The organism is Rheinheimera soli (assembly GCF_021290985.1).
GTDB lineage: Bacteria > Pseudomonadota > Gammaproteobacteria > Enterobacterales > Alteromonadaceae > Pararheinheimera > Pararheinheimera soli.
Genome location: NZ_JAJOYU010000037.1, coordinates 13,059 through 27,386, shown reverse-complemented (window position 1 = coordinate 27,386; position 14,328 = coordinate 13,059). Strand labels below are relative to the sequence as shown.

Annotated in this window: 11 protein-coding genes; 8 read left to right on the top strand and 3 right to left on the bottom strand. The window is 45.2% G+C overall.

Going from position 1 to position 14,328, the window contains the following annotated elements; translation table 11 throughout:
* Nucleotides 1-4 precede the first annotated feature (4 nt).
* Both LSG37_RS18635 and LSG37_RS18630 read right to left on the bottom strand, forming a co-directional pair.
* Nucleotides 5-2,293 (bottom strand): ABC transporter permease subunit, encoded by a 2,289-nt coding sequence (locus LSG37_RS18635; RefSeq protein WP_233081376.1) that lies wholly within the window; start codon nucleotides 2,291-2,293, stop codon nucleotides 5-7.
* A gap of 188 nt (nucleotides 2,294-2,481) precedes the next feature.
* Nucleotides 2,482-3,462 (bottom strand): PstS family phosphate ABC transporter substrate-binding protein, encoded by a 981-nt coding sequence (locus LSG37_RS18630; RefSeq protein ID WP_233081374.1) that lies wholly within the window; start codon nucleotides 3,460-3,462, stop codon nucleotides 2,482-2,484.
* 273 nt (nucleotides 3,463-3,735) lie between these two features.
* Here LSG37_RS18630 and LSG37_RS18625 point away from each other — a divergent pair, with 273 nt between their 5' ends.
* From LSG37_RS18625 to LSG37_RS18590, 8 genes are all read left to right on the top strand, one after another.
* Entirely contained in the window at nucleotides 3,736-4,236 is a 501-nt protein-coding gene (locus LSG37_RS18625; RefSeq protein ID WP_233081373.1) for a glycine cleavage system transcriptional repressor, read from the top strand.
* Between the two features lie 115 nt (nucleotides 4,237-4,351).
* Nucleotides 4,352-6,472, top strand: coding sequence for a polyphosphate kinase 1 (ppk1, locus tag LSG37_RS18620; RefSeq protein WP_233081372.1), 2,121 nt, complete (start codon nucleotides 4,352-4,354; stop codon nucleotides 6,470-6,472).
* Nucleotides 6,469-8,046, top strand: a complete 1,578-nt coding sequence (locus LSG37_RS18615; RefSeq protein ID WP_233081371.1) for a Ppx/GppA phosphatase family protein — start codon at nucleotides 6,469-6,471, stop codon at nucleotides 8,044-8,046. Before ppk1 ends, LSG37_RS18615 begins: the two co-directional genes overlap by 4 nt.
* 44 nt (nucleotides 8,047-8,090) lie before the next feature.
* Nucleotides 8,091-9,203, top strand: coding sequence for an AI-2E family transporter (locus LSG37_RS18610; protein ID WP_233081370.1), 1,113 nt, complete (start codon nucleotides 8,091-8,093; stop codon nucleotides 9,201-9,203).
* A gap of 155 nt (nucleotides 9,204-9,358) precedes the next feature.
* The gene (locus tag LSG37_RS18605) at nucleotides 9,359-9,676 is read left to right on the top strand and encodes a DUF6488 family protein (RefSeq protein ID WP_233081369.1); all 318 of its coding nucleotides are present in this window, start codon (nucleotides 9,359-9,361) and stop codon (nucleotides 9,674-9,676) included.
* Between the two features lie 26 nt (nucleotides 9,677-9,702).
* Entirely contained in the window at nucleotides 9,703-11,025 is a 1,323-nt protein-coding gene (locus LSG37_RS18600; RefSeq protein WP_269836665.1) for a hemolysin family protein, read from the top strand.
* Nucleotides 11,026-11,123: 98 nt separating this feature from the next.
* Nucleotides 11,124-11,924: an undecaprenyl-diphosphate phosphatase gene (locus tag LSG37_RS18595; RefSeq protein ID WP_233081367.1), complete on the top strand. Its 801-nt coding sequence runs from the start codon at nucleotides 11,124-11,126 to the stop codon at nucleotides 11,922-11,924.
* A gap of 87 nt (nucleotides 11,925-12,011) precedes the next feature.
* Nucleotides 12,012-13,322, top strand: a complete 1,311-nt coding sequence (locus tag LSG37_RS18590) for an amidohydrolase (RefSeq protein WP_233081365.1) — start codon at nucleotides 12,012-12,014, stop codon at nucleotides 13,320-13,322.
* Here LSG37_RS18590 and LSG37_RS18585 read toward each other — a convergent pair.
* Nucleotides 13,291-14,250 (bottom strand): YeiH family protein, encoded by a 960-nt coding sequence (locus LSG37_RS18585; RefSeq protein ID WP_233081363.1) that lies wholly within the window; start codon nucleotides 14,248-14,250, stop codon nucleotides 13,291-13,293. The genes LSG37_RS18590 and LSG37_RS18585 overlap by 32 nt on opposite strands.
* Nucleotides 14,251-14,328: the final 78 nt, after the last annotated feature.

Here is a 14,328-nt window from a genome sequence, read left to right as displayed (position 1 = left end):
TTAATTACAGATTGCTGAAGCGTTGACGTAAACGCTGCCGTATCACTTCGGCGAGGGTATTAAATACAAAGGTAAAGACAAACAACACCAGCGCAGCGAGGAACAACACACGGAAGTGGGTGCTGCCAACAGCTGTCTCAGGTAACTCCACCGCTATATTGGCGGATAAAGTACGCATACCTTCGAAGATATTAAAGTTCACTACTGGGCTGTTACCTGTCGCCATCAGTACGATCATGGTTTCACCCACGGCACGGCCAAAACCAACCATCACTGCCGCGAACACACCAGGACTTGCTGTTGGCAATACCACACCCACCATGGTTTGCCATGGTGTGGCACCCAAAGCCAAAGAGCCCTGAGTTAAGTGGCGAGGCACGTTAAAAATCGCATCTTCAGCAATAGAGAAGATATTTGGAATAACAGCAAAGCCCATGGCGATACCCACAATCAGAGCATTACGCTGGTCGTAGTTAATGCCATTGTCGGTAAACCACTGGCGTAAGCTGCCATCAAAAAAGGTGTTGTCGATCACTGGGCTGGCACTTATCGCCAAATAACCAAACAGAATAATCACAGGCACTAAAAACGCTGCTTCCCAACCTAAACCAAAACGGTTGCGGATAGATTCAGGCATAAAGCGCCACAAGTAAGCTGCACCTAACATCATAAATGGCATCAGGATCAGAATGGCGAACACAGCACTTAAATACTCTTCCACAAAAGGAGCCAGCCATAAACCTGCTAAGAAACCAAGAATAACTGTTGGTAAGGCCGCCATAATTTCAATGGTAGGCTTCACTTTGCCACGCAGTACTGGCGTCATAAAGTAAGCGACATAAATGGCGCTCATAATAGCCAGAGGGGTAGCAAACAACATGGCAAAAAATGCGGCTTTTAAAGTCCCTAAAGCTAAAGGCACCATGCTCATTTTGGCTTCAAATTCATCTGAACCGGCAGAAGCTTGCCAAATGTATTTGGCTTCATCACGGCCTTCGTACCAGACTTCATTCCACAGCGCTCTGTAGGACACATCAGGGTGAGCATTATCCAACTCAAACTTATGCATCTGACCTTTGTCATCCAGCAACAGGAAATTGGTATTAATAGGAGAAATAGCAATTTGTTTTGCCATCTGCTCGTCATCAAAGGCATCTAAAAACAAAGTGCGGGCTGAAGTACCGTAATGAATACCCAAATGACCCTTGTCATCTATGGCCATAAAACCTTTACGGGAGTATTCAGCTTCAATCTGAGTAATAGCACCAGGGTGCTGCTCAAAATCACGAATTTGTTTTAAGTCGAAGTTATTGTGCTGGTCACGTACTAAAAACCATTGACTCAATTCACCGGTAGACGAGCCCACAATCAAAGACACAGTACCGACCAGAAACTCAATGGCGGTGATCTGCGCACCAGAACTGACGGCATTGACGCTTTGCACTAAACGCGCCTGCTCCGGGTTATTGATGGCGTAATAATGGATTTGTCCGGCTTTATCCGCAACAAACAGGTTTTGAAAGGTATTGTCGATCAGTATTCTGCTGGCTGAAGCTGGAGCATCTGGCAAAGTATAATCTGTGCGAACTACAGTGGTTTCGCCGGTCAGGAATACAGTTTCGGCCACCATATTTGACAGCACTAAACGACCATCAGCCGTATAAGCACTCAACATCCGGTTTTCGTCTTTTTCCTGTATAGCAATAGCCACTAAAGCCTGACCTTGTGCATCCACCTGCACAGGAGCTTCGCCTAAAGGGTAACTAACCTTAGGATTCACCTGACGTTTATCATTTGGATAACTCAGCAAATATTCGTGCTTGGCAATCAATGCCTGACCGTTAGATAAACCTAAAATGATAGTGCCGGTACGAGGGTCAGCTTTGGCAAAAGTAGTGACTGTGACATCAGCAGGCAAAGCCAACTGCACTTGCTGCTTCAGCTCTCCTGTATCCGCATTAAAAAACTGCAGCTTGGCATCTGCTGTCACTGTTAAGCCTATCTCACCATAACGCTCTATATTGCTATACAGAGGTTTTGCAGCCGGGCTTTGATAGCTGGTTTTCTGATCCACTGAGGCAGAGGAAAACAAGGGCCCTACTTCAGAAAACAGGTAAACAAATATAGTAGCAAAAGCCAGCACCACACTGATGCCGGCAAAGCTGATGCCATATTTGGAGATTTTATCTTTAACAGAGCGCCAGCGCCGTAAACGGGCACGACGTTCACCAGTTGGCAGTAAGGAACGCGGTGCATCACCGGCTGACTGCTGACTTGGATGGGTTGAGTGCATAGTTGCTATACCACCAGTTACTTTTAGATGCTGGCAACTATAGTAGAGTTTTATGACGGAAATATTACAGAGTGGTTTTTTGTCATATAAATGACACAAATCGAGTCAGGCAAGAAAAAATCAAACTATTGTTTTCAATAGAAAAAACACAAGGCACCTTAAAGGTGCCTTGTGTTACTCAATACAACTTATTTAATACCTAAGTCAGCCAGAGCTTTTGCTGCTACTGAAGCTGGTACCGGCACATAGCCATCGTGTGCTACTACGTCCTGGCCGTTTTTCGACATAACAAAACGCACAAACTCACGCTCTAAAGGCAGCATTTCTTTGTTTGGGTGCTTGTTGATGTAAACGTACAGGAAACGTGATAACGGGTATTTACCGTCTAAAGCGTGGTCCGCATTTGGAGCATAAAACGGCTCACCTTCTTTTTTCGCTAACGGCAGAGCTTTTACGCTTGACGTGATATAACCGATACCTGAGTAGCCGATACCGTTGATTGACTCACTGATCCCCTGCACTACTGAGGCAGAACCTGGTTGTTCGTTGATACTGGATTTAAAGTCACCGCCACATAAGGCAACATCTTTAAAGTAACCATAAGTACCAGAAACTGCATTGCGGCTGTACATAGTAAAATCACGATTTGCCCACGCACCTTCCATACCTAACTGGCCCCAGCGTGTTACATCTTCTTTATAACCACATTTGCGGGTTGCAGAAAAAATAGCGTCTACCTGAGCAATAGTCAGACCTTGCAATGGGTTGTCTTTGTTGACATACACAGCCAGTAAGTCGATAGCCACTGGAATAGCCATTGGCTTGTAGCCATACTTGGCTTCAAATTCCTGTACTTCTGATGGCTTCATCGCACGGCTCATAGGGCCGAAGTTGGATGTACCTTCAGTTAAAGCAGTAGGAGCAGTCGAAGAACCGGCACCCTGGATCTGAATATTTACGTTTGGATACTGTTTACGGAATTCTTCAGCCCATTTCGTCATCAGGTTGTTTAACGTATCAGAACCAATGCTGGAAATGTTGCCTGAAACACCAGTAGATTTTACGTAAGCAGGTAATTTCGGGTCTGCTTCGATAATGGCGGCCTGAGCTGTCAAGCCTAAAGTGGCTGCAATCAGACTGAATGAAGTTAATAATTTTGCTACTTTCACGTTGATCTCCTCACAACAGACAAATGCCCGTTCGTGGTTCAGGTTGTTTTCTGGAACTCATCATAAGAAAGAAATATGACACTAATATGACGAAACGAAAGAACATCTTTTGAGCTACATCAGTTTTTTTTGAGATTGTCAGGAAATTTGCGACGACTTGACTGTCAAAAAATAGCCATAGGTCTACAATGGGAAAAGCTAAGGTTAGCTAACTCACTGTTTTTCTGAGTTCTTTTCCATTTTTATCAGATTTGATTTTCCGGGAGATGTAATATGAAGCAGTTGATTTTAACTGTTATAGGTCAGGATAAAGCAGGTTTAGTAGAACAACTCGCCACAGTGATCGCCAGCCATCAGGGCAACTGGATGGCCAGTAACTTAAGCCATTTAGGTGGTTACTTTGCTGGCATATTGCAACTGGAAGTATCTGAAGAGCATGTGTTTGCCTTAACAACAGAGCTTGAACGTATGTCTGACTTGGATATTAAAATTCAGCAGGGCTTACATTCTGAAATCCACCAGGATAAACAACTGCAGTTTGTCATTACCGGTAACGACAGGCCTGGCATAGTGCGTGAATTGTCCAGCGTAATGAAACACAAAGGCGCCAATATTGTGCATTTTGAAAGTTCCAAACAAAGCGCACCCAACTGGGGTGTTCCTTTGTTTCATGCCATAGCCACTGTACAACTGCCGCAAGGCCTGAATAAAACAGAAGTCATTAAAGCTTTGGAAGCTATAGCCTCTGACGTCGTGGTTGATGTTGAACACTGAACTGAATTTTAAGAAAAAAAATATTCCTGTATTAAAGGATCAAGCCCTTGATCCTTTCATCAGTCTGTCATAAAACTGCCATAGAGTAGCTCCGGAACCCGATCAGGAGCGCGTTATGGTCTTTGCAGAGCTAATACATACTGTGAGCGATACGAATTATTTCCCCCGCGAATTAAGCTGGCTGGCCTTTAATGGCCGTGTGCTGCAGGAAGCAGCAGATGAACGTAACCCGTTAATTGAGCGGTTACGTTTTTTAGGTATTTATTCCAACAATATGGATGAATTTTTCCGGGTCCGGGTCGCTGATGTGAAACGTCGTATCCTGCTGAAAAAATACCATGCCAATGAGCAGGAAGATGCGGAGCAGTTACTGCACGATATCCAACATATAGTGCTGAAGCTGGGTGAGCGCTTTAATAAAATTTATGACGATTTACAGCAGGAACTGCGTAAATACAATATTGAGCTAATTGATAACTTTAAGCTGACCGATGCGCAGGCTCAATGGGTTCGCAGCTTCTATCGCAGTGAAATACAGCGGCATTTGTCCCCCATTATTTTGTCCGCTGAAGAAGTGAAGCTGGCGAAGCACTTAGAAGATAACGCCACTTACCTGATGGTAGAAATGACCGGCGCTAATAAAGCCGAATATGCCATAGTGCAGGTGCCTACCGATGTGATGTCTCGTTTTGTTGAACTGCCGCTGCATTTAAACAAAAGCAAAAAGAAAGGTCGCTTCCGCCGGCAAATTATTTTGCTCGATGACATCATAGTGCATTGCCTGAAAGACTTATTTGATGGCTTTTTTGATTTTTGTGAAATACAGGCTTTTTCGCTGAAACTCACCCGTGACGCTGAATACAATATCAGCGATACACTGGATCAGTCGTTAATAGACAAAATGTCGAAAGGCATTAAACAGCGGCTGAAATCAGAGCCTGTGCGAATGGTTTACGATGCACATATGCCTGAGCATATGTTAAAAATGCTGAAAAAATTACTCGGCTACAGCTCTTATGATTCTTTAATACCTGGCGGTAAATACCGCAACTTCAAAGACTTTATTGGTTTTCCTAATATCGGCCATCCGTCGTTAGAATTCCCGGCCATGCCTGTACTGAAAAGCCCTGAATTTGAACGCCATACTACAAGTTTTGAGGCGATCCGCACCTCAGATATTTTGTTGTATTACCCTTACCACAGCTTCAACTACTTTACCGAGTGGGTTCGTCAGGCGTCTTTTGATCCCAAAGTAACCACCATCAAAATGACGATGTACAGGGTGGCAAAAAACTCGCGGGTTATAAACTCGCTGCTTGATGCTGTGCGTAACGGCAAACAAGTCACAGTAGTGGTTGAACTAAAAGCCCGTTTTGATGAAGAAAACAATATCAACTGGGCACGCCGTATGACGGAAGCCGGTATTGAGGTGATCTTTGGTCTGCAGACCCTAAAAATTCACTCCAAGCTGTGTTTGATTACCAGGCAGGAAAAAGGTAAAACCGTAAAGTTTGCTCATATAGGCACAGGCAACTTCAACGAAAAAACCGCCCGCATTTATACCGATATGAGCTTGTTTACCTGTCACAGCGAACTTTGTGATGAAGTGGATCAGGTGTTTGAATTTATTCAGTACAGCTACAAGCCGTTTCAGTTTAACCATCTGATTGTATCTCCAACCTGGAGCCGCCCTAAGCTGTGCGCCTTAATAGAGCGGGAAACCAGTTTTGCTACTTCAGGCAGAAAAGCTGAAATCACGCTTAAAATCAACAACCTGGTAGATGAGCAGATCAATAATTTATTGTACAAAGCCAGTATGGCCGGAGTGAAAATCCGTATTATAGTGCGCGGGATGTGCACGCTGTTGCCTGGTGTCAAAGGCCGTAGCGATAATATTCAGGTGATTAGCGTACTCGACCGGTTTTTAGAACACGCCAGGGTGTATGTGTTTAACAATGGCGGTGACACCGATTTGTATATCTCTTCAGCTGACTGGATGACTCGCAATCTGGATCAACGGGTCGAAGTGGGTGTGCCTATTTATGATGCAGCCATTAAACAGCAAATTATGACGACCCTGGATATTCAGTGGCATGACAATGTCAAAGCCCGGATTATTGATAAAGATCAAAGCAACCACTATGTAAAAAGAGGCAATAAGCGTAGCATTCGCTCCCAACAGGAAATCTATGATTATTTTGCTCAGTTGCAGCAATCCACTCAGGCCGGCACATGACCCACTGGACCAGCACAGATACGACAGATATACAGAAAGCCGCTTACATGGCGGCCGTTGATTTAGGTTCCAACAGCTTTCATATGGTGATAGCTCGTGTAGTAGATGGCGCTTTGCAGCTGTTACACCGCGAAAAACAGAAAGTACAGCTGGCCGAAGGTTTAACAGAAGATTTATTGTTAACCGAAGAAGCCATGTTGCGTGGCTTAGCTGTGCTGAGTCAATTTGCCGATACCTTAAAGCCTGTTCCCACAGATTCGGTGCGGGTCATTGCCACTTACACCTTAAGGCGGGCAAAAAACAGCGCTATGTTTTTACGTCGTGCTCAGGCGGTATTTCCTTTTCCTATTGAAGTAATTTCAGGCCAGGAAGAAGCCCGTTTTATTTATCAGGGTGTGGCCCATTTTGAGCATTATCAGGGCCGTCGGTTGGTGATGGATATAGGCGGCGGCAGTACCGAGTTTGCCATAGGCGAAGGCTTTTTACCGATCAGACTGGCCAGTCGCAATATGGGTTGTGTCAGTTATGCCCAGTTTCATTTTCCCAATGGCCGCATCAGTGCAAAAAAGTTTGAGCGGGCTATTTTACAAGCCGAGCAGGAACTGGAACCTATAGTATCCGCCTACCGCGAAACCGGCTGGCAACAGGCCGTAGGCACGTCAGGCACTATTAAAACCATCCGCGATATTATTGTTGGTTTAGGCTGGCATCCGGCCTGTATTGAGCTGGAGCATTTACTGCAATTAAAAGACTTGCTGATCGCTCAGGAAAACAGTCTGCAATTAGATTTACCCGGTTTAGCAGACGATCGTAAATTACTGATTTGTTCTGGTTTAGCGATTTTAATTGCCGCATTTAATATGCTTAGCATTTCGCAAATGTATTATGTCGACGCTGCTCTTCGTGAAGGGGTGCTCTATGAAATGAGCGACCGGCTGCATCACCATGATATTCGCGAACATACCATTCAAAGTCTGATTAAAAGATACAGCATTGATACCAGTCAGGCTGACAGAGTTCGCAGCACAGCGTTGGAGTTGTTTGCTCAACTGCGCCACAGCTGGCAACTGACTGACGAGCTGGCTGATTTATTAAGCTGGGCAGCCACAGTGTACGAAATAGGCTTGCATATCAATTCCTCCAGCGTACAGCGCCATTCTTCCTATATTTTAAAAAATGCCAACTTACCGGGGTTTAACCAGGAACAGCAGCAGCTCATTGCAACTTTAGTGCGCTCACATCGTCGCAAAATTAAAAGTGAAGACCTGTCGCAGTTTTATCTGTACAGCGCAAGTACAGTAGTGTCTCTACTGGTGTTGTTGCGTCTGGCGGTATTACTAAACCAAAAACGACGTGACGACTTTTTGCCTGAACTCAAAGTCATAGGTAAAAATCAACAACTGACGCTGCAACTACCTAAAGAATGGCTGGAACAGCAGCCCTTATTAGTAGCTGATCTGCAGCAGGAGCAGTTTCACCTGAAAAAGATTGCTTTTGTGCTGGATTGCCCCTATTTGATAGATTGCAGCTTGCAAAGTCCCGGGTTTGATCCATCCAATGCGGATGAAGAATAAGCATTTCATACTCAGGGTCCAGAGACAAAAAGGAAAAGTTACAGATGCCGCAGATTTTTAGTAACGACTCCATCAGCAGAGCTTTATTGCTGGTTATCCTCGGTGCAGGAGTATTCTTTTTTGTCGGTTTTCTGGTCCCTGTGTTGGCGGCACTCATTATCTGTTTTGCCAGTTGGCCTTTGTACCGTCACTTGTTGAACCACTGCCGCAACAATTCCATGCTGGCCGCCAGCGTCGCTATCATTGCCATAGTCTTAGGATTAGTGATCCCGCTGGCTATGGTGTTCAGTTATGCAATGGAAGAAATTCGGGCCTGGATTGAGTGGTTAAAACATGCCAATGAACATGGTGCAGCAGTGCCTGATTGGCTCAAAGCATTACCCGGGGTAGGTGAAACCTTAGCCAGCTATTGGCAAACCTATTTAGCCGAACCTCATCAGTTGGGACAAGTGGTCAGTTTAGTCAGCGGCGAACAAATCAGCGGCATATCCAAATGGGTGCTGAACTTTGGTTGGACTACAGCCGGATTTATGTTGACCTTATTGTTTATGCTGATCACCTTGTTCTTTTTGTATAAAGACGGTGAGCGTATTGCCTGGCAACTGGATACTGTAGGTGAGCGTATTTTGCCTGATCGCTGGAACCGCTTTTCCCGAGTTGTGCCTGCGACCGTTAGCTCAACAGTTATAGGTATGACGATTATCGCTATTGGCGAAGGGGTTGTGTTAGGGGTCGCTTATTGGATAGCAGGTGTGCCCTCTCCTGTCGCTTTTGGGGTGTTAACAGGCTTTATGGCACTTATTCCTGGTGGAGCGCCTTTGTCTTTCACCTTGATTTCAATTTATCTGGTTGGCACAGGCGATTTAACCGCTGGTGTTGGTTTGTTTTTATGGGGCAGTATTGAACTCTTTATTGTTGATAAAACCATCAGACCCACGCTAGTGGGTGGGCCGGTCAAACTACCTTTTTTACCAACATTTTTTGGTTTAATTGGTGGTGTGCAAACTATGGGCATGGTCGGTTTATTTGTTGGCCCAGTGCTGATGGCTCTGCTGGTTGCTATCTGGCGGGAATGGCTCAGGGCACCACAATCTCTGGCTGATGATCCACAACAAAGGACCACAGCCAACAATAGGCCGTCAGAACCAGTTCCATAAGGTAAAACTCCGACCACAAAACACCACAGGTTTTGTGGCAAAAGAAACAAATTACTTTACTAGTCTAAAATGATAGGTAAGATGAATTTTTATTTTTACAGACTAAATACACACACTCTAATATGAAGCCTCTCCGAAGGAGCGCTGTAGTCTTTTTGATTGCAGCGTTGACACAGTTTACAGCACTGGCTGATGCGTCTATGACGCATTCCGAAGCCATTAAACATGCAGAACACTCTATAGTCCAGTTGCAACAGCAGCAGGTTATCGCAGAGCATTGGTCTTCTATATCACCAAAATATGCACAAAAAGCCTCGTCCACCAGCCAGGAAGAGCTTTGGGTGGTGCGTTTTATTGACCCACAAGCCCGAAAATTCAACGAACAAAACTTATATCTGATCTTGTCTGATTCAGGACAGTTGATAGAGTACAGCTATCAGTTACCCACATCTTATTTGTTAGTTCAACCTTAAACTCAACGGAGTCTAAATAACACGCTATGGAAATCTTTATTCTTGTTGGCCTGATCATTTTGAATGGTCTGTTCGCTATGTCAGAAATCGCAATAGTGACAGCGAGAAAGTCGAGATTAACTGCTTTGGCACAAAGCGGCAGCAGCTCCGCCAAAGCAGCATTAAAGCTGTCGGAAGATCCCACTCAGTTTTTATCTACGGTCCAGATAGGTATTACTTCTATAGGTATACTGAACGGTATCTTTGGTGAATCTATTTTGGCAGAACCTTTATCAGTCTGGCTGCAAAGTTTTGGTTTTGCCCCGGAAGTGACCAGCATAGTCTCCACCATACTGGTGGTTATTATCATTACTTACGTGTCGATAGTGGTAGGCGAGCTGGTGCCTAAACGTATTGGTCAGGTCAGCGCTGAACGTATTGCCTGCCTGGTAGCACGGCCTATGGCTTTTCTGGCTATAGCAACCAAACCTTTTGTCTGGATGCTGTCGGGTTCAACCCACGCCATTATGAAGTTTTTAGGTTTTAGCCATATTATTGAAGACAATGTAACTCATGAAGATATCCAGGCCATGCTGCAGGAAGGCTCAACCGCAGGTATCATTGAACATTCTGAACATGCCATGGTGAAAAATGTATTCCGTCTGGATGAACGCAGCATTTCCTCTTTGATGGTGCCACGTTCAGACATCGTATTTTTGGATGTCAACAAACCGATAGAAGACAACCTGAAGCTGGTGATGCAGGCCCCTCATTCGCGTTTTCCGGTATGCCGCAATAGCATTGATGATTTAGTAGGGATAGTTTCAGCAAAACAGCTGTTAGCTCAATCCATAGCAGGCAAAGAAATCCATATCGCCTCGCTGGCCAAAGCCTGTAATTATGTGCCTGATAGTTTATCTGGTATGGAGTTACTGGACCATTTCAGAACTTCAGGTAGCCAGATGGTATTTGTAGTGGACGAATATGGTGATTTAAAAGGCTTAGTCACCTTGCAAGATATGACAGATGCGCTGACCGGCGAATTTGCGCAGGATGATGATGAAGACGATCAGATGATAGTTCGCAGAGAAGATGGCAGTTTATTGATTGATGGCCTGATCCCTATGATCGACTTTAAAGATGCGTTGAATATTCGTGAAATCCCTGATGAAGTCGAAGGCCGCTTCCAGACGCTGAATGGCATGGTGATGTATCAGTTAGGTAAAATACCTAAAACGGCAGACACCATAGATGTTGCAGGCTGGAGACTGGAAATTGTCGATATGGATGGGAAACGTATTGATAAAGTTCTTGCCAGCAAACTTCCAGTTGACGAAGATGAGTCAGACCCTGATCATAAGACAGGTTAACTCTGCCAGTGAAGACTAGCCTCCTTAACACAGGAGGCTTTTTTCATGCGGGGCTATTCAAACAACGTTCAATTTAATCATCTGTACTATGGATTGTTATGACCACACTCGAAATTATTGTATTGGCTCTACTGCAAGGTTTTACCGAGTTTTTACCTATCTCAAGTTCGGCTCATCTGATTTTACCTTCGCAGTTGTTAGGCTGGAGTGATCAGGGGCTGGCTTTTGATGTGGCAGTGCATTTAGGCACACTGGCCGCGGTGCTGCATTACTTCCGTCGTGATGTAGGTCTTATCAGCGTCAGTTGGTTTGGCAGTTTTAGAGGGCAACATGACCAACACAGCCGCATGGGCTGGCTTATTGTATTGGCCACTATACCTGCAGCTCTGTTTGGTTTACTGATCAAAGATTTTATTGAAGTCTATGCCCGCTCAGCTGTAGTGATCGCAAGCACAACCATCATCTTTGGTTTGCTATTATGGTACGCCGATGCAAAAGCCAAACAAATCAAAGAAACGGACCAGCTCACAGTCAAAGATGTGATTATTATTGGTCTGGCTCAGGCTATAGCTCTGATCCCAGGAACCTCACGTTCAGGTATTACCATGACAGCAGGTTTGATGCTGGGATTAACCCGACAAGCGGCAGCCCGTTTCTCCTTTTTGATTTCTATCCCTATTATTCTGCTGGCCGGTGGTTATCAAACGCTGAAATTACTGAAAAGCGAGCAGGCAGTGGACTGGACTGCTTTAGGTTTAGGCACAGTGCTGAGCTTTATCTCAGCTTACGTCTGTATTCATTTTTTCCTTAAAGTGATAGAAAAAATGGGCATGATGCCTTTTGTGATTTACCGTTTGGCTTTAGGTGTATTCCTGCTGGCTTTCGTGTTTTATTTTTAAACTCCGTTTCCGGCAAAGTGTCGCAAGGCACTTTGCTTTTCTAAGCTTGTACCAGTATGGTAGTGCCTTCACCCAGAAGGAACTATCATGTTGAGAACTCTACTTTCTGTGCTGCTGGCCAGCGCTTTTTCGGCACAAGCCAATACAGATTTAAAACCCCAAACTGAAACTGCGATTCAAAACATTCAACCACAAATGCTGCAATGGCGTCGTCATTTCCATCAATACCCTGAACTGTCGAACCGGGAAGTCAATACAGCGAAAAAAGTCGCAGCGCATTTAAAATCTCTTGGTTTAGAAGTACAAACCGGTATAGCTCATCATGGTGTTCTGGGCATATTAAAAGGCGCTAAACCAGGCCCTACTGTGGCCTTACGCGCAGATATGGACGCTTTACCTGTCACAGAGCAGGTGGATTTACCTTTTGCCTCTAAAGTGCGCAGTACATTTAATGGTCAGGAGGTAGGTGTGATGCATGCCTGTGGTCACGATGCCCATACCGCTATGCTGATGGCGACAGCTTCTGTGCTGACAGAACTTAAAGCACAACTTGCCGGAACTATTCTGTTTGTATTTCAGCCAGCCGAAGAAGGTCCACCTGCCGGTGAAGAAGGTGGCGCTAAGCTGATGCTCAAAGAAGGCGTCTTTGCTAAATACAAACCCGATGCAATTTTTGGCCTGCATGTATGGCCAGGTCCTGCTGGTCAGTTACAGGTAAAAAGTGAAGGCATTATGGCGGCGGCTGACAGTTTTAATATCACTGTCAAAGGCAAACAGGTGCATGGTTCCAGCCCATGGCGTGGAGTGGATCCTATAGCTGTGACAGGCCAGTTGATCACTGCCCTGCATCAAATTCCGGCTCGTCAGTTAGATGTGACTCAGGCTCCTGCCGTCTTGTCTGTCGGGCAAGTGCATGGCGGCGTACGCTGGAACATTATTCCGGATGATGTGAAACTCGAAGGCACTATACGCACTTTTGATCCACAAATGCGCGAACAGCTACTGCAAAAAATGCAGCACACTTCAGAACATATAGCGGCGGCCAGTGGTGCCACTGCTGAATTTCATAACCATAGCTTTGCGGCTGTCACCTGGAATGATGCCACTTTGACCGAATGGGCAATGCCTAGTTTGCAGTGGGCGGCTGGCAAAGCCGGGGTTGCGCCAATTAAACCTATTACCGCTTCAGAAGACTTTTCATTTTTCCAGCAAGAAGTACCTGGGGTGTTTTTCTTTTTAGGCATAGCTCCTGAAAATACGCCTGTAGAACAAACGGCTCCTAACCATTCGCCGCTGTTTCAGGTCAATGAACAGGCACTGGAAAATGGCGTTCGGGCTTTAACAGCTCTGGCTTTGGACTATCTGGCTAACCCGGCAAAAACAGATAAGAAAGACTAAATAGTAAGCTCATCACCACAGCGGCAAAAACAAAAACTTTGCCGCTGCATTGCTTCAAATCTTGCCAACAGGTTAAAAGCCCTGTCACCAGCATCGCAAAGATCAGGCAACTTTGCGACAACAGCACTGCGCCCTGGCTGAACCAGGCTGGCACGGAAAAAACCATAGTGACTAACAAGACTGCGATAAAAGCTAAAACAAACCACGGAAACACAAACCCATCTTTCGTTTTACTGTTCAAACTCAGCAACAGCAAAAAAGGCACCAGTAAACAGACCCTGAATAACTTGGCGATCACCGCCTGTGGAGCTGCATCCCCTAACTGACTGCCTGCAGCCACAGCCTGTGATACTTCAGGTGCTGTGCTGCCAATCAGCCAGGCCAGCTGTGTTTCCGGCAACCAGCCAGTTTGCATCAATACAGCGTACATCAACAACGACAGCAACCCCATCAACAGCACCACAGCCAAACTTTGAGTTAAGCTTGCCTGACTACTTTGTCGAACCGACCAGGTGGCAAAAATAGCTGAAGTCCCGCAAAAACTTAAACCGCAACTGATCAAAAGCACCAGATCTGTGGGCAATTTAAACAGCTTGATACCAAGCCAAAACGCAGCAGTCAGTATCAGCAGCACGACAAAAAACAACTGCATTAAAGCCAGTGGCTCGGTTTGCAGCACCAGTTCAGGCTCAACACTAAAGGCAAATAACACAATACCCAAACGTAAGGCTTTTTGCTGCCAGCTGGCGATAGTATTCAACTGAGCAGCCAACAACTGGCGAGGCTGAACGGACAGCAAAGGCAGCACAAAAGCGGCTAGCAAGCCCAGTATCAAAGCGATAAAAACCGGACTGATCAAGTGCTGCAATTCAGGCACAGCCAAATAACATAAATGCAGTAATAAGCTAAGCAGTAACAGCACCAGCATGGGAATTCATCTTCGTTGGAGTGACAGCGCTATTGTACTGAGCTTTAAAAATAAGAATAATGGATTAATCTTATCATT

Coding starts and splice junctions, on each gene's coding strand:
- LSG37_RS18635 (WP_233081376.1), bottom strand. CDS start 2,293: ATGCACTCAACCCATCCAAGTCAGCAGTCAGCCGGTGATGCACCGCGT.
- LSG37_RS18625 (WP_233081373.1), top strand. CDS start 3,736: ATGAAGCAGTTGATTTTAACTGTTATAGGTCAGGATAAAGCAGGTTTA.
- ppk1 (WP_233081372.1), top strand. CDS start 4,352: ATGGTCTTTGCAGAGCTAATACATACTGTGAGCGATACGAATTATTTC.
- LSG37_RS18615 (WP_233081371.1), top strand. CDS start 6,469: ATGACCCACTGGACCAGCACAGATACGACAGATATACAGAAAGCCGCT.
- LSG37_RS18610 (WP_233081370.1), top strand. CDS start 8,091: ATGCCGCAGATTTTTAGTAACGACTCCATCAGCAGAGCTTTATTGCTG.
- LSG37_RS18600 (WP_269836665.1), top strand. CDS start 9,703: ATGGAAATCTTTATTCTTGTTGGCCTGATCATTTTGAATGGTCTGTTC.
- LSG37_RS18595 (WP_233081367.1), top strand. CDS start 11,124: ATGACCACACTCGAAATTATTGTATTGGCTCTACTGCAAGGTTTTACC.
- LSG37_RS18590 (WP_233081365.1), top strand. CDS start 12,012: ATGTTGAGAACTCTACTTTCTGTGCTGCTGGCCAGCGCTTTTTCGGCA.
- LSG37_RS18585 (WP_233081363.1), bottom strand. CDS start 14,250: ATGCTGGTGCTGTTACTGCTTAGCTTATTACTGCATTTATGTTATTTG.